The organism is Kitasatospora sp. NPDC040550 (assembly GCF_055594965.1).
In genome coordinates this window covers 209,943-227,159 of the sequence record NZ_JBVIWC010000001.1, presented here as the reverse complement: position 1 = coordinate 227,159, position 17,217 = coordinate 209,943, and the positions used below count along the sequence as shown (strand labels likewise).

15 protein-coding genes and 1 pseudogene are annotated in these 17,217 nt (G+C 74.3%); 7 read left to right on the top strand and 9 right to left on the bottom strand.

All coding sequences use genetic code 11. The annotated features are described in order from the left end of the window. Positions 1-236: 236 nt before the first annotated feature. Entirely contained in the window at positions 237-977 is a 741-nt protein-coding gene (locus ACZ58X_RS01005; RefSeq protein WP_470331529.1) for a rhomboid-like protein, read from the top strand. Between the two features lie 294 nt (positions 978-1,271). After that, positions 1,272-4,034, top strand: a complete 2,763-nt coding sequence (locus tag ACZ58X_RS01000) for a glycosyl hydrolase (RefSeq protein ID WP_470331528.1) — start codon at positions 1,272-1,274, stop codon at positions 4,032-4,034. Between the two features lie 97 nt (positions 4,035-4,131). Here ACZ58X_RS01000 and ACZ58X_RS00995 read toward each other — a convergent pair whose 3' ends face one another. The 7 genes from ACZ58X_RS00995 to ACZ58X_RS00965 form a co-directional block, all read right to left on the bottom strand. Continuing rightward, positions 4,132-4,512 (bottom strand): VOC family protein, encoded by a 381-nt coding sequence (locus tag ACZ58X_RS00995; protein WP_375896821.1) that lies wholly within the window; start codon positions 4,510-4,512, stop codon positions 4,132-4,134. A 111-nt stretch (positions 4,513-4,623) separates the two neighbouring features. Further along, complete coding sequence (locus ACZ58X_RS00990; protein ID WP_470331527.1) at positions 4,624-5,577, bottom strand: STM4011 family radical SAM protein; 954 nt, start codon at positions 5,575-5,577, stop codon at positions 4,624-4,626. Between the two features lie 11 nt (positions 5,578-5,588). Further along, the gene (locus ACZ58X_RS00985) at positions 5,589-6,920 is read right to left on the bottom strand and encodes an STM4012 family radical SAM protein (RefSeq protein ID WP_470331526.1); all 1,332 of its coding nucleotides are present in this window, start codon (positions 6,918-6,920) and stop codon (positions 5,589-5,591) included. Beyond that, on the bottom strand, positions 6,917-7,774 hold the full coding sequence (locus tag ACZ58X_RS00980; protein WP_470331875.1) for an STM4013/SEN3800 family hydrolase: 858 nt from the start codon (positions 7,772-7,774) through the stop codon (positions 6,917-6,919). Before ACZ58X_RS00980 ends, ACZ58X_RS00985 begins: the two co-directional genes overlap by 4 nt. Positions 7,775-7,815: 41 nt before the next feature. Continuing rightward, positions 7,816-9,018, bottom strand: coding sequence for an STM4014 family protein (locus ACZ58X_RS00975; RefSeq protein WP_470331525.1), 1,203 nt, complete (start codon positions 9,016-9,018; stop codon positions 7,816-7,818). Between the two features lie 88 nt (positions 9,019-9,106). Further along, on the bottom strand, positions 9,107-10,039 hold the full coding sequence (locus ACZ58X_RS00970) for an STM4015 family protein (protein WP_470331524.1): 933 nt from the start codon (positions 10,037-10,039) through the stop codon (positions 9,107-9,109). Between the two features lie 64 nt (positions 10,040-10,103). Next, positions 10,104-11,090: an STM4015 family protein gene (locus ACZ58X_RS00965; protein WP_470331523.1), complete on the bottom strand. Its 987-nt coding sequence runs from the start codon at positions 11,088-11,090 to the stop codon at positions 10,104-10,106. 202 nt (positions 11,091-11,292) lie between these two features. Between ACZ58X_RS00965 and ACZ58X_RS00960 the strand changes: the two genes are divergently transcribed. Both ACZ58X_RS00960 and ACZ58X_RS00955 read left to right on the top strand, forming a co-directional pair. Then, on the top strand, positions 11,293-11,619 hold the full coding sequence (locus ACZ58X_RS00960) for a hypothetical protein (protein ID WP_470331522.1): 327 nt from the start codon (positions 11,293-11,295) through the stop codon (positions 11,617-11,619). A gap of 153 nt (positions 11,620-11,772) precedes the next feature. Next, complete coding sequence (locus ACZ58X_RS00955; RefSeq protein WP_470331521.1) at positions 11,773-12,900, top strand: DUF6745 domain-containing protein; 1,128 nt, start codon at positions 11,773-11,775, stop codon at positions 12,898-12,900. Positions 12,901-12,918: 18 nt separating this feature from the next. On the opposite strand, the gene ACZ58X_RS00950 is transcribed toward ACZ58X_RS00955, so the two are convergent. Continuing rightward, on the bottom strand, positions 12,919-14,712 hold the full coding sequence (locus ACZ58X_RS00950) for a hypothetical protein (protein WP_470331520.1): 1,794 nt from the start codon (positions 14,710-14,712) through the stop codon (positions 12,919-12,921). A gap of 236 nt (positions 14,713-14,948) precedes the next feature. Further along, positions 14,949-15,194: pseudogene (locus tag ACZ58X_RS00945) on the bottom strand (class I SAM-dependent methyltransferase); the annotation flags it as partial. 204 nt (positions 15,195-15,398) lie between these two features. On the opposite strand from ACZ58X_RS00945, the gene ACZ58X_RS00940 reads away from it, so the two are divergent. The 3 genes from ACZ58X_RS00940 to ACZ58X_RS00930 are packed head-to-tail and all read left to right on the top strand — an operon-like array spanning position 15,399 to position 17,214. Then, positions 15,399-16,067 carry a hypothetical protein gene (locus ACZ58X_RS00940; protein ID WP_470331519.1) on the top strand — a complete coding sequence of 223 codons (669 nt, stop codon included), beginning with the start codon at positions 15,399-15,401 and terminating at the stop codon, positions 16,065-16,067. Further along, entirely contained in the window at positions 16,064-16,444 is a 381-nt protein-coding gene (locus ACZ58X_RS00935) for a hypothetical protein (protein WP_470331518.1), read from the top strand. Before ACZ58X_RS00940 ends, ACZ58X_RS00935 begins: the two co-directional genes overlap by 4 nt. An 8-nt stretch (positions 16,445-16,452) precedes the next feature. Next, complete coding sequence (locus ACZ58X_RS00930) at positions 16,453-17,214, top strand: class I SAM-dependent methyltransferase (RefSeq protein WP_470331517.1); 762 nt, start codon at positions 16,453-16,455, stop codon at positions 17,212-17,214. Positions 17,215-17,217: the final 3 nt, after the last annotated feature.

Here is a 17,217-nt window from a genome sequence, read left to right as displayed (position 1 = left end):
GCGCCCTTTGCGTGCGGTGTCCGGTGTCCGGTGCCCGGCGGCCCTGTGGGCGGCCGGAGAGCCAGCCTACGGCAGTCGGGCGCGGCCGCCCGTCGCCGGTTTCGCGGGCGGAGGCCGGGCGCGGACGGCGCCGGGCCGGTCACCCGAACGGGCCGTCGCGGCGGCGGGCGGCGGCCGGGGCGGGCCAGGGTGAGGTGGGGGCCGTCGAGGAGGAGGGGACCGTCGAGGAGGCGCCGATGACCGGCAGCACCACCGGCGTGCCGCAGGTGCACCGGGGGCCCTGGTGGGCGCGCGCGGCCCGGGCGGCGTGGCGCTACGTCCGGCGCGCCCCCGGCACCTACATCTGGCTGGCGATCCTGCTGGCCACCACCCAGGTGATCCGGCACGTCGACCCCGTGACCGCCGACCGGATCCTGCAGCGGCGTTCGACCAATCTGCACCACCTCCAGGTCTCACCCGTTCGGGTGCTGCTGACCAGCGCGCTGTGGATCGCGGGCGGCGGCTGGCTGAGCTACTTCGCGCTGTACAACCTCTTCCACGTGCCCGCCGAGCGCTGGCTGGGCACGCTGCGCTGGCTGTCGGTGGCGGTGCTGGCGCACGTCGGGGCGACCTACCTCAGCGAGGGGGTGCTCGGCTGGGCGATCCACCGCGGCCTGGCGGCGCCGAAGGCCGTCTACACGCTCGACTACGGCGTGAGCTACGCGCTCGCCGGGGTGGTCGGGGTGCTCAGCTACCTGATCGTGCGGCCGTGGCGGTACCTCTACGTGGTGGGGGTGCTCGCCGTGTACGTCTACGGCGTCCACCAGAGCCGGGACTACACCAGCATCGGCCACCTCAGCGCGGCGCTGATCGGGCTCGCCTGCTATCCGATCACCCGGGACCGGCCGGGAGCCTTCGACCCGGCCGCCGTGGTGCGGGAGTCGTGGCGGCGGGTGCGCGGATGGCGGGTGCGTGGCGGGCGGCTGCGCGGGCAGTGAGCGGGGCCGCCGGACCCGAGGCTGCCGGACCCGAGGCTGCCGGACCCGAGGCCGCCGGACGCGGGGCCGCCGGACGCGGGGCCGCCGGACGCGGGGCTGCCGGGCGCGGGCCGCCGGACCCGAGGCGTTCGGGCATCCGGGCATTCGGTGAATACCAACTGTCCGAAACGGTAAGGGTCTTAACCTCTTCTTACCGTTCGGGCCTTCCCCCGGGCGGGCACACCGGACAGGCTTACCCCCTGTTTCGCCGGGGTCGCGCGACCGCGCGACCGGCCACAGGGGAGGACCGCACCCGTGCCCATCAGGCAACGCCGTCGGCTGCTGCTCAGCGCAGTCACGCTCACCGCCCTCGGACTGACCACCAGTCAGGCGCTCGCCGCGCCGCTACCGTCCGCATCGCAGCCCTGGCAGGTGCGGCACCAGGCGGACGTCGGGAAGCAGCACGCGAAGAAGATCCAGGGCGCCGCCGCGCTCTCGACCGCCCCCCGCTCGACCACCGCTCCCGAGGCCGACTCGCCGGGGGACGGCGGCGACGAGACGGAGAACTCCGCCGAGGGCGTCGCCCAGTACACCGAGGCGCGCACCGCGCCGGGTGTCGTGGCGCCGGGCGCCTACGGCGCGGCCTGGGCGCAGTTGCAGTCGATGCCGCACACGGGCGGCACCTGGGACCACGTCACCGACAAGCCGTACAACTCCGACGACCCGCGCTACCGGGACGTCAACTCCAACTCCAGCGGCGGCGCCGGACTGGTGACCGGCCGGATCACCGGCATCGCGGCCGACAACGACGGCTACGTGTACGCGGGCGGCGCCAACGGCGGGGTGTTCCGCTCCCGTTCGGGCGGCGGCCGGTGGGAGCCGATCGCCGACAAGCTGCCCACGCTCTCCACCGGCACCCTGAACCTCGACGGCGGCGGGCGGCTCTGGTACGCCACCGGCGAGTCCAACACCGGGGCCACCTCGTACGTCGGCACCGGCGTCTACGTGCTGTCCGACCCGCAGCACGGCAAGTTCCAGCCCGGCAACCGGGTGGGCGGGCCGGAGCTGGAGTCGACCATCATCCACGCGCTGCGCTTCGGCGGTGGCAAGGTGTGGGCGGCGACCAGCCGAGGCGTGTGGAGCCACTCGACCTCCGACCTGTCGGGGCCGTGGACGCTGGAGTTCGCGCCCAACCCGGAGTACCTGCCGGGCGGTTCGCTGGCCAAGGACCCGAGCGCGCCGTACAAGAACATCGCCAACGACATCGCGATCGACCCCAAGGACCCGTCCAAGGTGGTCCTGGCGGTCGGCTGGCGCGGCGGCGACACCTACAACGGCTTCTACAGCAAGGCGGCGGACGGGAGTTGGCAGCGCGTCGGCGCGCTGGGCGACCTGCCGTCGGACGCCGCGAACGTCGGCAACGTGACCTTCGCCCGCTCGGCGGACGGCTCCCGCTACTACGCGATCGACCAGTCGCCCGATGTGGCCGCGCACAACCCGGACACCGGGCTCAAGGGCATCTACGTCTCCAAGTCCGGTTCTCCGTACGGCCCGTGGACGCAGATCGCGGACAAGGACAAGCTCAAGGCGTCCGGCTCCGCGCTCCAGGACCCGGGCTACCAGCCCGGCATCCAGGCCTGGTACAACCAGTCGCTCCAGGTCGACCCGGCCAACCCGGATCACGTCTACGCGGGTCTGGAGGAGGTCTTCGAGACCACCGACGGCGGCAACGCGTGGGCGACGGTCGGGCCGTACTGGAACAACGGTTTCCCGTGCTGGAGCATCGACCCGAGCAAGCAGACCGGTGACTGCTCGCCGACCACCCACTCCGACCAGCACGCCGTCGCCTTCGGCAGCTACCAGGGCAAGGTGAACGTCTACGTCGGCAACGACGGCGGCATCTACCGGCGGCCGGGCAAGGGCCAGTTGGACGCCTGGGGCCACGGCAAGGACTGGACGCCGCTCAACGACGGCACCATGGACACCCTCCAGTACTACTCGGTCGGCGTCGGCAAGGACCCGGCGGACAGGTCCGGCAAGGGCGTCATCGTCAGCGGCGGGCTCCAGGACAACGGCGAGTCCATCCTGCGGGCGCACGACAAGGTGATGGGCTCCAACTTCGGCGGGGACGGCGGCGACACCCTGGTCGACCCGGCCAACGGCTGCGACATCGCCGAGGAGTACGTCTACCTGGACATCTGGGTCACCCAGAACTGCGCGGTGAACGACGGAAGTTGGACGAAGGACCCGAGCAAGGCCACCTCCTACGAGGTCGCCCCGCCGGACAAGGACACCAACGCCGCCCGGTTCATCGCGCCGATGACCGCCGACCCCAAGGACGCCAACACCTGGATCGCCGGCGGCCAGCACGTCTGGGTGCAGCACAAGGGCTACGCGATCCGCAGCGGCAGCGAGTGGACCTCCGCCTACGACCTGGGCGCCGGCCACGTGGCCACCGCCGTCGCCACCGTCAACGGCACGGTGTACGCGGGCTGGTGCGGCCCGTGCAACAACCAGGGGTTCAGCCGCGGCATCGCGGTCGGCAACATCGACGGCACCGGCTGGCACCAGCTGAACCTGCCCGTCGACGGGACCGTCCCGAACCGGTACATCTCCTCCTTCGCGGTGGACGAGAAGGACGCCCGGCACGTCCTGGTGGCCGTCAACGGCTTCTCGCGCACCTGGACGGAGGGCCCCGGCGCGGGCACCGGCCACCTCTTCGAGACCCACGACGGCGGCGCCACCTGGACCGACGTCTCGGCCAACCTGCCCGACGTCCCGGCGACTTCGGTGAAGCTCCTGCCCGACGGCGGCCTCGCCCTGGGCACCGACCTCGCCGCCTTCTACCGGGCCCCGGGCGAGAGCCGGTTCTCGGTGCTCGGCCGCAACCTGCCGACCACGGCGGTGCAGCAGCTCAAGCCGGGCCCCGACGGCCGGCTCTACGCGGCGACCTTCGGGCGCGGCATCTGGTCGATCAACCCGCACGAGCTCGGCCGGGACGGCGACAACCAGGGCGGCGACAACCAGGACGGCAACAGCCAGGGCGGGGACGGCCAGGGCCGCAACAGCCAGGGCTGACAGTCCCGTTCATGCGCCGGTGCCCGGCCCGCTCCCGACGAGCGGGCCGGGCACCGGCGTCCCGGGTGCGGTGGTGGGGGTGTGGGTTGGGGGTGGGTCAGCTTCCGACGCGCTGGGCCACGCAGAGGATGTTGCCCTCGCTGTCCTTGAACCAGGCGGCGCGCATGCCCTCGCCCTCGGCGACCCCGTTGACCGTCTTGAGGCCGGGGAAGTCGTACTCCTCGAAGGTGATGCCGCGCTCACGCAGGGCGGCCATCTCGCCGTCGAGGTCGGCGACCTTGAAACTGGCGAGGGTGTGGGCGGCCTGGCCGCCGCTGGGGGTGCGGTAGATGGTGAACTGCGTCGCGCCGCATTCGCCGGTCAGCTCCTCCTCGCCCTCCTCGACGACCTTGAGGCCGAGTGCGTCGGTGTAGAAGGCCTTGGCGCGGGCGAGATCGGTGGCGGGGATGACTGCTTGCAGCGGTCCGTCTCCAAGCATGGTGGTTCGCCTCCTCTCGGTTACCAGGCTAGGGAGGTACGCGGCCGGGCGCTCGGTGGGCCGGTGAGCGCAGCGGGCCGTGCGCGGCCGGTCACGCGGGGGTGCGGACGATCAGCTGCCCCGAGCCCACTCCTGCGGCACCCGTTCCAGCACGCCCGCGCCGAACAGCTCGTACAGCGGCAGTGTCTCCAGGTGGACGTAACCGATGTGGCAGTCGCAGACCGGCAGCGGACAGGGGCGCGGACGCAGCCGGGCGCGGTAGCTGCCGTCGTAGAGGTTGCCGAGGACGTCCCGGACGAAGTGGCAGCGGCGCACCGTGCCGTCGCCGTCCACGGAGAGCACCGACTCGCCGGTGCGGCAGGGCAGCCCGGCGCTCGGGTGGGCATGCCGGCTGTAGCCGAAGTGCGGGTCGAGAGCCGTCCACCGCGCGGCCTCGGCATCGGTGTAGCTGCGGCCCTCGGCCGCGTTGATCCACAGGTACACCTCGGGGGCGAGCGCCGCGCGCAGCCTCCGGGCCTCGGGGAGGTGGTCCGGTTGCCCGACCACACCCACGCTGTAGCGCACGCCCAGCGCGTCCAGCTCGCGGCACTTGGCGAGGAAGCGGTCGAAGGGCACCTGGCCGGGGTGGTAGGTGACCCACAGGGCGAGGGTGGTGGGGTCGGCCTCCGCCAGCCACTCGGTGCGGCAGCTCAGGTTGGTCTGGATCGCGACCCGGCGCACGTGCGGGAGCCGGCTCAGCTCGACCAGCGCGCGGCGGTACCAGGAGCGGACCAGCCCCTCGCCCCAGGGGGTGAACAGCAGCGACAGGGTGTCACCGCTGCCCGCGCGGGCGCCGGCCCAGGCGGTGAAGCGGTCCAGCGCGGCCCGGTCGGCGCGCAGCTGCTCGGGCGAGTCGCGGCGCTTGGCGAACGGGCAGTAGGGGCAGTCGTAGTCGCAGGAGGCGAGCGGGCCGCGGTAGAGCAGGGTGAGGTCGCGGGCCTGCGCCGCGTCGGTGTCGACGTCCACGGCGGCGACGGCGGGCTCGACCCCGGTCGTGGGCGCGGGGACGGGGGCGCTGGAGGGCATGCCGAGGAAGGTCATTTCGCCTCGTAGCCCGCCATCAGGGCCCGGACCTCGGGCGAGAACAGCAGCGGTCCGACCGCGTCCGAGTGGGCCAGGCCTTCCGGGGTGAGCCGCAGCCGCTCCGGGTCGGCGGCCAGCCAGTCGCGCTCGGCGAAGCCGGCCAGCTCCGCGGCGAAGTCCTCGGCCGGTGAACTGCCGAAACGGGCGCGGTAGTCGGTCAGCGGCATGCCCTCGGCCTGGAGCAACGACTGGACGAGGTGACGGCGGCGCGGCTCCCCGCCGCCCATCCAGTGGCCCACCTCGGCGTGGTGGAAGTCCTCGGTGGAGACGTAGTCGTCGATGATGCCGCGCACCTGGGTGGCGTTCACCGCGTAGTCGAAGGAGTAGTGCAGCCGCGAGGTGTAGGAGCGGGCGCCGCAGCCCAGGCCGACCATGCCGTCGGTCTGGCAGGCGTACTCGCCCTGGCCGGCCTGCGGGGAGGCCGCGCGACGGAACATCCGCATCGACACCTGCTGGTAGCCGTTGGCCAGCAGGTGGTCCCGGCCGGCCCGGTAGAGCGCGAGCCGGCGGGCGTCCCAGGCGGCGGCGCTCTCCTGCTCGCCGCGCCGGGCCAGGCCGGTCAGCGGGCGGACGTACAGCGGGTAGAGGTAGAGCTCCTCGGGCTGCCAGTGCAGGGCCGCGTCCAGTGAACGCAGCCAGCTCGCCTCGGTCTGGCCGTCGATGCCGTAGATGAGGTCGATGTTCAGCACCGGTATCCCGGCGGCCCGGATCCGGGCCAGGGCGGCCTCCACCTCGGCGCGCTTCTGCGGGCGGACGGCCGAACGGGCCTCGGTGTCGTCGAAGGACTGCACCCCCAGGCTCAGCCGGGTGGTGCCGCGGGCGGCCAGCACCTCCAGCCGGTCGGCGGTCGCGGTGGCGGGTGAGGCCTCCACGGAGAGCGGTACGGCCCGCAGGTCGGCGCCCATCCGCTGCTCGGCGATGTCGCACAGCCGCTCCAGCTCGGCGGCCGTCAGGTAGGTCGGCGTGCCGCCGCCGAACGCGGCCAGCGCGAACCGGGCGTCGCCGTCCAGCGCCGAGCGCACGGCGTCGGCCTGGCGCTCCAGGGCGTCCAGGTAGGCGGTGGTCAGGCCCTCGGGGCTGCCGATCCGGGTGAACAGGTTGCAGAAGCCGCAGCGGACCTCGCAGAACGGGATGTGCAGGTAGAGCGAGAGGGCGTGCTGCGGCTCCCCGGCCCAGAGCTCGCTGAGCGGCGGGCGCTCAGGCAGCGGGCGGTAGGCCGTTTTGTGCGGGTAGGCGTAGACGTAGGACTGGTAGGGCGAGTCGGGGAGCGGGGGTGCGGTGGTCATGCGCGCTCCTCGGGGGTGGCGGTGGGGGGCTGCTCGGTGCGCGTGCCGTGTCCGGGCGGGATGGTGAAGTGGGCGTACGGGACCGTCCAGACCACCTCGTGGCCGATCCGGTGCCCGGTGTAGCCGTCCTCGCCGTACGCCGTGCCGTGGTCGGAGCAGATGACGGCGAAGCAGGGCCGGCGGGCGCTCATCGCGGTGAAGAGGCGGCCGATGTGGGCGTCCACGTACTCCAGGGCGGCGGCGTGGCTGGCTCGTGAGTCGCCGTGCTCGCGGGTGGCGCCCGGCAGGTGGAACCAGTTGGGCTGGTGCAGCGCCGAGACGTTCAGGAACAGGAACAGCGGCCGGTCGGCGGGCTGTTCGGCGGCGACCCGCTCGGCCCGGGAGACCTGCTCCTCGAAGGAGGTGGGGGACGCCACGCCCATCGCGGGCTCCCAGTGGCTCTCCTGGAACAGGCCGGGCAGGACCGAGCCGAGCGAGCCCTGCTTGTTGAAGAACCCGACGCCGCCGATGCAGACCGTCCGGTACCCGGCCGCGCCCAGCGCGGTCGGCAGGTCCGCCGCGTCGAACACCCAGGTACGGGTGGCCGTGCTCTCCGAACCGGCGAAGCGGGCCGCGAACAGGCGCGGGTGCGGGCCGCCGGGGGTGGCCGGGGTGGGCAGGAAACCGGCCATGATCGCCTGGTGGGAGGCGTAGGTGAAGCTGCCGGGCGCGTGCCGGCGCTCCCAGCGGCCCCCGGGCAGGAAGGCGGCGAGGTTCGGGATCCGGCCGGCCGCGGCCAGCTCCTCGGCGACGTCGAAGCGCAGCGTGTCGAGGGTGACGAGCAGCAGGTCGTGGCTGCCGACGACCGCGTTCATGTCGGGGTTCGGGGCGGCCGTCTCGGGCGGGGGCTGGTGGTTCATCGGCAGGGTTCCATGCTCTGGTGGTGCGTCGGGCTGGGGGTGCGGGGCTCGGTGCGGTCGGTACGGGTGGCCCGGTCGGTGCGCCGGGCGAGGGCGGCGAGCTGGGCGCCGTAGGTGTCGAGGCCCTCGGCCGGGCCGCCCGGCAGGCCGGTGAGCCCGGGCAGCAGGTCGCCGAAGGCGTTCACCTCGCCGACCAGGGCGCGGCGCCAGCCCGCGGTGGGCAGGACGTCCACGCCGACCATCTGGGAGCCGGGAAAGCAGGCCGCCGCCCGCTCGGCCGTCTCCAGCAGGGTGGGCCAGGCCGGGCCGGCCGCCTCCCGGGCCAGGTCGAGGCTGCCCCGGGCGCCGCCGAGGTGGAGGTTGGTCATCGGCTGGGAGCTGGTGCGCACCACCACGTGGGCGGCCCGGCCCTCGACCACCACGACACGAAGGTCCGCCGAGCGGCCGGACTGGGAGGCCTTCGGGATCCACTGCTCGACGTGCAGCCCGTCCGGTGCCAGGCGGTCGACGATCTCGGCGATCTCCCGCTCGTCGCGGTAGCGGCGCACTCGCAGCGAGTTGTGCAGTCGACCGTCGGCCAGCTCGACCGAGGTGGTGGCCAGCAGCTGTCCGCGCGGGCCGAACTCCAGGGCCATCACCCCGGAGGCGGAGGAACCGTGCGCGGGCTTGACGAAGACCCGGTGCAGACCGGCCGCGGCGAGCCGCTCGCGCAGCTGCTCCCAGCCGGAGAGCTCGCCGCCGGAGTCCGGGCCCCCGGCGCCGGCTTTGTCGCCGGGGGCCCGGGCGGGGAGCGCGCGGGGCACCGGCACGCCTGCCGCGGCGAGCAGGGCGTGCGCCCGGCGCTTGTCGAACATCACGGCGATCTCCTCCGGATCGCCGAGCAGCCGCACACCGGGGTGGCCGGCCAGCCCGCGCAGGGCGGTCAGTACCCCGCTGTACCAGGCGGCTGTGCCCTCGACCCTGGTCGGCGCGTAGCTCGAGCCGAGCGCCGGGCCGCGGAGCAGCTCGTCGACCAGCGGCTCCTCGCCGGGGGACTCGATCCGCAGCAGGGTGCCCTCCGGCAGCCGGTAACCGCCGCGCAGGACGTCCAGCCAGGGCAGCACCGCAGGTTCGGGCAGGCCGGCGGCCCGGGCGGCGGCGGCGAACAGCGTCACCCGCCGGTGCCCGGGGTTGCCGAGGACGGTCAACCGTTGCGTCATCGTGCCGTGTCCTCTCTCCGTTGCCGTTGCCGTTGCCGTTGCCGTTGCCGTTGAAGTCGAAGTTGCCGTTTCCGGTCTCCGCCCGTGCCTACTCGGCGACCGCGACGTAGCGGTCCTCGTCGTCCTCGCCCGCGTCCTCCGCCTCGGTGAGGTCGAGGTCGACACCGGGCAGGGCCTGGCGCAGGCGCTGTTGCATCTCCTCGGTGAGGTAGTGGTGGTGGAGGTCGAGTGCGCGCAGGTGGGTGAGCGGCTGGCCCTCCAGCAGGGCGGCCGCACCCTCGTCGGAGAGCACGCCCATGGACAGGTCGAGCGACTCCAGTCGGGCCACGACGGGGGCGTGGGCGAGGGCGGCGGCGATCTCGTCCTGGAACTCGCTGTTCTGCAGGCCGAGGTGGCGCAGCCGCGGCAGGCGCGAGCCGTCCAGGAAGGGCGCCAGGTCGTCCAGCGTGGTGTCGCCGCCGTACTCGTCGACCCCGAGCCAGAGCTCCAGCCGCTCCAGGGCGGGCAGTTCGGAGCCGGACACCGCGCGGACCACGGTGGCCGGCAGACCGCCGGACTCGAAGCGCAGGGACGTCAGCCGCTCATGCTGCACCGGGAGGAGGCAGAGGTCCGTGCCGCCGCGCACGGTCAGCGAGGCCAGCCGGGGGAAGGCCGTCAGGAGCGGGGTGACGTCGTCCATCTCCAGCCAGGAGATCTCGCACTCGTCGAAGGTGACGTCGCCGAGGAAGACCGCCTCCAGCGCGGGCAGCCGGTCGGCCTCCGCCGCCATCGCCTCGACCGCGACCCGCACGGAGGAGTAGCCGCCCTGCCACCAGGGGCCGATCACCAAGGCGCGGACCCCGGCCGGGTCGACGGCCCGGAGGAAGGACCGAAAGAGCGCCTCGAAGCCGTGCGGGGCGTCGTACTCCAGCGCCAGCCGCCAGGCGACCTCGCCGGCGGCGGGCCGGGGTCGGGTGTCGTCGGGGGCGAACTCATGGATGGGCAGCTCGTGGAAGTGCTTGAGGTGGTGCGAGACCGTCATGTCGGATCCTGGCGGGTGTGCTCGGGCGGGTACGGGGTGGGCGGGGCCGGAGGGGTGGTGCGGGCTATTCGGCGACGGCGACGTAGCGCCACCGGTCGTCCGGCTTGCCCGGTTCGGTGAGGTCGAGGTCGACGCCGGGCAGGGCCTGGCGCAGGCGCTGTTGCATCTCCTCGGTGAGGTAGTGGTGGTGGAGGTCGAGTGCGCGCAGGTGGGTGAGCGGCTGGCCCTCCAGCAGGGCGGCCGCGCCCTGGTCGGTCAGCACGCCCATGGAGAGGCTGAGCGACTCCAGCCGGGCGACCACGGGGGCGTGGGCGAGGGCGGCGGCGATCTCGTCCTGGAACTCGCTGTTCTGCAGGCCGAGGTGGCGCAGCGCGGGCAGCCCGGCGCCGTCCAGGAAGGGCGTCAGATCGCCGATCGTGGCGTCGCCGCCGTAGTTGTCCACCCCTAGCCAGAGCTCCAGTCGCTCCAGCGCGGGGAACTCGCAGGCGGCCACCGCGCGGACCACCGTGGCCGGCAGGCCGCCCGCCTCGAAGCGCAGCGCCTTGAGCGCCTCGTGCCGCAACGGCTGGAGGGCGAGGCCGCCCCGGCCCTCCCAGTCCTCCGAGGCGCCGCGCACCACCAGCTCGGCCAGTGCCGGGAAGGCCGTCAGCAGCGGCGTCACGTCGCACTGCTGGATCCAGGAGATCTCGCACTCCTCGTACGTGACGTCCCCGGCGAACAGCGCGCGCAGGGCGGGCAGTCGCGGCGCGGCGGCGACCAGTGCCTCCAGCGGCTCCTGGAAGGAGTCCGGCTCGTCCGGTGCCCACTGGCCGATCACCAGGGCGGTGACCCGCTCGGTGTCGACGGCCTCGAGGAACTGCTGCCAGCGTTCGGGCCACGTCCGCTCGGACTCGTAGTCGAGCCGGATCCGCCAGGCGACCGCGGCCGCGTCCGGTAGCGGGGCGGGCCCGGCGCCGTCGGTCGGCCCGGCCGCCTCTGTCGCCTCCAGGGCCTGGACGAAGTCGAAGACCGGGAGACCGTGGAACTGTTCGAGGTGCTGGTTGACGGTCATGCGCTGCTCCTCCGGGGAATCGGACCGAACGACTGTCTACCAGGCGGGTCCGACAGATCGGCGGCCGGGTGGCGGCCCGGGCGCGTTGTCAGACCCTTGCTCTACGTTCGGGTCGTGGCTCCGGAGCGTGACCGTGTCCGGTCGGGCGGAGCCGTGGGTTCCGGCGCCCGCCGGGGTCCGGCCGTACGGGGTGGGAGGACTGATGTACCGCCAGGGTGATGTGTTGATCGTGCCGGTCGCGGAGGCTGTGGTGCCGCTGCGGGTGTCCGGGTTGGCCGTGCAGCCCCGGGACGCGCGGGGCCGGATGGTGCTCGCGCTCGGTGAGGTCACCGGCCACGCGCACGCCGTGGTCGGCCCCGGTGAACTGCGCCGGGAGGCCGGGCCCTTCGGCGAGGCCTGGCTGCACCTCCCGGAGGGCGGTCGGGTGGTGCACGAGGAGCACGCGGCGATACCGCTGCCCAAGGGGCGGTACCGGGTGGTCCGCCAGCGCGAGTACGTGCCGGGCGCGGTGCGGGTGGTCGCGGACTGACCTGCGGGAGCGGGTGCGGGGGCGAGTGCTGCCGCGAGTGCGGGAGCGAGTGTCGGCGCGGGTGCGGCACGGGCTCGGCACGGGTTCGGCACGGGGAATGCGAACGGGAACGGACGGCCGGGTGGGGAGCCCGGCCGGGGAACGGAGCAGACGATGACGACGGAGACGGTGATCCGGGCCAACCCGGCGGACGCGGGCGCCGGCGGGGGCGGGGCGGTCGACACCGCCGGGGCCACGGCGCGCTGGCGGGCCGCTTCGGCCGCCACCGGCCCGGCCGACCGGGCGGCGGTCGAACGCGCGGTGCGGGCCGCCTACCGGGCGGCCGGGCTGCAAGAACCGGCGGCCGTGCGCTGGTTCGGCTCGCCGCTCGCGGCCGCCGAGGCCGCGCTGGAGCTGCGGGCCGCCGGGGCGGTGAGCGTGCGCGAGGAGGTCCGCACCCGGCCCTGGGAGGAGGCCCGGCGGCGGGCCGTCGAGCGGGTCGGCCCGGCCGGCTGGGCGGCGCACTGGGCGCTCACCGGCGGTGAACTCGGCCCGGTCAGCACGCCGCTGGCCGAGCGGGTGCGCAACGCCGTGCTCGACCGGCTCGCGCCCGAGGCCGACCGCGACCAGGCCTCCGGCGGCGAGGCAGCCGCGGCCCGGAGCCGCCGCACCGCCGTCCGCCTCGCCCTGCTGGACGCGGTGCGCGGCCAGCACGACGCACCCTGGTTCGCCGCCCTGGAGGCCGCCGGCGCGGGCGTCGAGGCCGTCGCACCGCTCGCCGAGGTGGGGCGGGGAGCCGGCTGGTGGTGGCCCTACCAGGAGGTGGCGCTGGTCTCCGAGCGGCCCGTCGCCCTGCACCGCGACGAGGCCGGCCGGCTCGACCGGGCGGACGGCCCCGCGCTGGAGTACCCGGACGGCTTCGCGCTGCACGCCTGGCGCGGGATGCCCGTCCCCGCCGAGTTCCTGGCAGGCCTCGCCGAGGTGACGGCCGAGCGGATCCGCACCGAGGAGAACGCCGAGCTGCGCCGCGTGCTGCTGGAGCACTACGGCTACGAGCGGTACCTCGCCGACTCCGGTGCGGAGCCTGTCCACCGCGACGAGACGGGAGTGCTGTGGCGGATCGTCCTGCCGGACGACGAACCGGTGGTGATGGTCGAGGTGGTCAACTCCACGCCCGAGCCCGACGGCACCTCCCGCACCTACTGGCTGCGCGTCCCGCCGAGCACCCGGACGGCCCGGGCCGGGGTCGCCTGGACGTTCGGCATACCGGAGACGGCCTATCACCCGCAGCGCGAGACCTGACGGTCCCACCCGCGCCCGTCAGGCCCACGGGGCCCGGCGGCCGCAGGTCACCGGCCACTCGGCGGCGGGGACGCCGGCGCACCACAGCCAGGGGTCGTCGGAGGACTCCTTCCGCGCGGTCAGGCCGCGGTTGACGTCGGCGCAGGCGGCGACGGGGGAGTACTGCGGGCAGTGGCCGGCGGCGTCCTTGATCGCGTGTGCGCGCCAGGCGTCCAGGCCCATGTCCTGGACCCCCGGGGCGGTGGTCGGCATGTACCGATTGGCCGACCAGGAGCCGGCCATCGCGGTGAACAGCGCGATCGCGCAGACTCCGGCCGCGGTGGTCCGGCGGACCGTCAGGAGGCTCCGGCCGGTGGCCGGGCCGCCGCCGGGCCGGGACAGCGTGCGGCTCCAGGCCGCCGTGCGCCGGACGGCCAGCATCAGTCCGAGCACCGCCAGGACGATCAGGCAGTACATGATGATCCACGTCGTCCGCGGGTAGAGCTGCACGGCCTGGGTGCGCTCCATCTGCGCGGCGAACCAGAACCGGAGCAGCCAGGAGCTGACCAGGACGGTGGCGACGGTCCGCACCAGGACGCCACCCGAACCGAGGCCGATCGCGAGCGCCGCCGCCGCGAGGAGCAGCAGGGTGAACGCGCTCTGCCCGGCCAGCTCGCCGCTGACGGGCCAGTTGTGGTAGGTCTGCGCGCCGGCCCGGTCGGACGCCCATCCCATCACGTAGGCGGGATCGGCGTAGACCGTGATCATCGCGTAGCGGTCCTTGGTCGTCGCACCGAACCGGACCAGCTGGTAGAGCAGCGGCGCGCCGACCACCGTCGCGCTCACCGCCGTCACCCCCAGGAAGAGCAGCGTCCGCCGCAGGCGCGCCGCCCCCGCCCGCCAGGGGATCGAGAACCCGACCAGGACGAGCACGCCGGGAGCGGCCCAGACGAACCAGCCGGAGTACCAGAGGAACACCACGCCCATCGCGGAGCCGTACGCGACCGCCCACCGCACGGCGGTGCGGGTCGGCAGCCGGTGCGCCCGGCGCAGGTCGCGCAGGCAGGCGGCCAGCAGCGGCAGCATGACCAGCATGGCGCTGTGGCTGTAGGGGCGGATGGGGTCGATGAAGAGCACCGCGGCGGGCGCGGCGACGAGCAGGGCCCAGAACGGCCGGAGCAGCAGTCGCCAGGCCAGGTAGGCGATCGGGCCGGCGACGGCGGTGCAGAGCAGTTGCAGATCCTGCATGGCGAACCCGACGCCCGCGACACCACCGTGGAACAGCTTGCCCCACACGGCCAACAGCGCCGGGAAGAGCGGCGGGTAGACCCCGGGCAGGCCGTTGCCGCGGATCATGTCGTCGGCCATGCCCATCACGTTGCCCGGGTCGCCCTCCTGCCCCCCGAGCCCCCACGGGGTCCCGTGCAGCGCCACCGCGATGCCGCCGGCGACCAGGCCGGTGCTCAGCCCCGCGATCACCGCGCACCCGAGGCGCAGCGCCGGACGGTAGCGGTCGGGGCCGACGCGGTGCGCGGCGTACAGCAGCGCCGCGAGGACGGGCACGGCGACCACCGCGGCATGCAGTTGGAGACCGGCGAGGCCGCTCACCTGGCCGATGCGGACCAGCGGGTTCACGTCGATGCTGTGGGCCCAGAGCATGAATCCGACGCCGGTGACCAGGCTGACGACGGCCTCGGCCACCGCCATCGCGTGCCGCCGGGGCCGACGTGCGTCCGCTGCGCGCGCGGACGTGACGGCGGCGGGTTCGGGGTCTGCCCCGGTGATCCCGGCGGCCGGTGGTGCAGCGGTCGGACAAGTGGTCGCATCAGTCATGCAGTTGTGCTCTCTCACTGTGCATCCGCCGCACCCGGGTGGGTTCGCCGGACCCGGAGTCCCCCGCTTGACGGTCGCCCTGGGGAACGACCGGCACCCGCCCCGGTCACGTGGCATGACCTGGACGGAGCAACCGGACGGGACCGCGCCCGGCCTCAGGCCCGCAGGCCGTGGCGCTTGGTGTAGGCGAGGTGGAAGAGGAACAGCGGCACGGCGATGACCGGCCAGCAGGCGTGCATCGCGGCGGGCGCGGCGCGGACGTCCTCGGCCGCGAGCAGGCGGGGGAGCGCGTTGTCGGCGCACACTACGACGTCGAACCGGCCGTCCGGGAAGGGGAGTTCGCGCATGTCGGCGGCCGCTGTGGGCAGTCGGAGCCCACGTGCGGCGGCCTCTGCCGTGGCCCGGGCGGCGGCGACCGGGCTGAGGTCGGTGCCGGTCCCCCGGTGGCCCAGCGCGGCCAGTCCGATCGCCTGGGTGCCGATGTCGTCAGTAGACGCGGCCGAGGTCGGACTGCGGTGTCCTGGTCGTGGCGTCGAGGCCTCCCCGCGTGGTGGTCGACAGGACCAGTGGGCGGCTCGCTGCCCTGGCCGGCCTGGCCGTCATGGCCGCTATCCTCGCGCAGACGTACCGACGCGGAGTGGCGGTCTTCGAGGCCGCGGTTCCGGAACCGAAGGAAGGGGCGGACCGTGGAACGGATACCGGACGAGGACTCACTGGACGGGATCCGTCCGCTGCTGGAGGCGGGGGAGGCGGTCCTCGGCTACGAGCCGGACGGGAGTTGGCCCGGCTCTGGGCCGGAGCCCGGGTTCGCCGACCGTTGCTGGGTGCTGCACACCTTGCGGGTGGACGGGCGACCGGTGCGCTGGGCCGAGGCGCTGGCGGGCGCCGGGCGGCGCCTCGCCGACTGGCCCTTCACCCTGTCGCACCTGGTGTTCGACCGCCGCGTCGTGCTCCCGGGCGAGGTCGGCCACCCGCTGATCGGGGTGCCGGACCGGGACTGCCTCGCGCGGCTGGTGGAGGTGCTGGCCCGGCACAGCGCCGACGGGCCGGCGACCGACTGCCGCTTCGCCTCAGCCGCGATCGAGGACCTGCCTCGACCGGTGACGGCCCATCGAGGCCGACTGGACGAGGTGCTCGCCCACTACGACGCCCGGCCGGAGTACGCCCAGTTCCCCGCGCACTGGTGGCCCGCCGACCGCTCCTGGTTCGTGCTCACCAACTGGGACCTCAGCGCCACCGAGGTCTTCGGCCCGCCCGCCCTGATCGCCGACCTGCTCGCCGACCCCGGGCTGGAGGCCGTCCGCCACCCGAGCATCGCGGCGATCCCGGACGGCCCGGTCCGGTGGCCGGAGTGATCGAGCTGCCGGAGGGGTCCTGGTGGGACTGGGAGGTGTACGCCTGGCATCCGGGCGAGCTGCGGCTGGCCGCCGGTCACGACCTCGGCTACCACCACGGCCTGGAGCTGGTCCTCACCGACCCGCTGTACGTCCGCTGCCCGGCGTCCTTCCAGGATCCGGTGTTCCGCGAGCCGACCGCCGAGGAGCGGCGGCTGGTCGAGCGGCAGTGCGGGGAGCAGCCGGACGTGCTGCTCGCCTTCGAGGCGGACGGCGGCGGGGCGGAGCCGGTGTCCGGGCTGATCGCCGCCGGGGGCCTGGAGGTGCGGGCGGAGTGGGTACGGAGGTACCAGGCCGGTTCCGGATCCACTGGCAGCACGGCGCCGGCGCCGCGATGATGCAACGCATGCGCACCTTCGAAGAGCTGATCGCCGAGGCCGGGTCCGTCTCCGTGGACGGCTGGGACTTCTCCTGGCTGGACGGCCGGGCCACCGAGGAGCGCCCCTCCTGGGGCTACCAGCGGCTGCTGGCCGGGCGGCTGGCGGCGGCGTCGGCGGCCCTGGACATCCAGACCGGCGGCGGGGAGGTGCTGGCCGGCGCCCTGCGCCAGGGCGGCCGCCCGCCGGTCCTGGCGGCCACCGAGTCCTGGCCGCCCAATCTGGCCCGGGCGACCCGGCTGCTGCACCCGCTGGGCGCGGTGGTGGTCGCCGATCAGGACGAGCCGCCGCTGCCGTTCGCGGACGAGGCCTTCGACCTGGTCAGCAGCCGGCACCCGGTGAAGGCCTGGTGGTCGGAGATCGCCCGGGTGCTGCGGCCCGGCGGTACGTACTTCGCCCAGCACGTCGGCCCGGCCTCGGTCTTCGAGCTGGTCGAGTACTTCCTCGGGCCGCAGCCCGAGGCGCGCGAGGGCCGCCGCCCCGAGGTGGAGGGTGCCGAGGCCCGGGCGGCGGGGCTCGAGGTGGTGGACCTGCGTTCGGAGCGGCTGCGGATGGAGTTCCGCGACATCGGCGCGGTGGTCCACTTCCTGCGGAAGGTGATCTGGATGGTTCCGGGCTTCACCGTCGAGGGCCACCTCGACCGGCTGCGCGAGCTGGACGCCCGGATCCGGGCGGAGGGGCCGTTCGTCGCCCATTCGGCGCGCTTCCTGATCGAGGCGCGCAGGCCGTAGCGG

What these genes read in the sequence shown, in the direction of transcription:
- ACZ58X_RS01005 (WP_470331529.1), top strand. Translation starts at nt 237, where the DNA reads ATGACCGGCAGCACCACCGGCGTGCCGCAGGTGCACCGGGGGCCCTGG.
- ACZ58X_RS00995 (WP_375896821.1), bottom strand. Translation starts at nt 4,512, where the DNA reads ATGCTTGGAGACGGACCGCTGCAAGCAGTCATCCCCGCCACCGATCTC.
- ACZ58X_RS00990 (WP_470331527.1), bottom strand. Translation starts at nt 5,577, where the DNA reads ATGCCCTCCAGCGCCCCCGTCCCCGCGCCCACGACCGGGGTCGAGCCC.
- ACZ58X_RS00985 (WP_470331526.1), bottom strand. Translation starts at nt 6,920, where the DNA reads ATGACCACCGCACCCCCGCTCCCCGACTCGCCCTACCAGTCCTACGTC.
- ACZ58X_RS00980 (WP_470331875.1), bottom strand. Translation starts at nt 7,774, where the DNA reads ATGAACGCGGTCGTCGGCAGCCACGACCTGCTGCTCGTCACCCTCGAC.
- ACZ58X_RS00975 (WP_470331525.1), bottom strand. Translation starts at nt 9,018, where the DNA reads ATGACGCAACGGTTGACCGTCCTCGGCAACCCCGGGCACCGGCGGGTG.
- ACZ58X_RS00970 (WP_470331524.1), bottom strand. Translation starts at nt 10,039, where the DNA reads ATGACGGTCTCGCACCACCTCAAGCACTTCCACGAGCTGCCCATCCAT.
- ACZ58X_RS00965 (WP_470331523.1), bottom strand. Translation starts at nt 11,090, where the DNA reads ATGACCGTCAACCAGCACCTCGAACAGTTCCACGGTCTCCCGGTCTTC.
- ACZ58X_RS00960 (WP_470331522.1), top strand. Translation starts at nt 11,293, where the DNA reads ATGTACCGCCAGGGTGATGTGTTGATCGTGCCGGTCGCGGAGGCTGTG.
- ACZ58X_RS00955 (WP_470331521.1), top strand. Translation starts at nt 11,773, where the DNA reads ATGACGACGGAGACGGTGATCCGGGCCAACCCGGCGGACGCGGGCGCC.
- ACZ58X_RS00950 (WP_470331520.1), bottom strand. Translation starts at nt 14,712, where the DNA reads ATGACTGATGCGACCACTTGTCCGACCGCTGCACCACCGGCCGCCGGG.
- ACZ58X_RS00930 (WP_470331517.1), top strand. Translation starts at nt 16,453, where the DNA reads ATGCGCACCTTCGAAGAGCTGATCGCCGAGGCCGGGTCCGTCTCCGTG.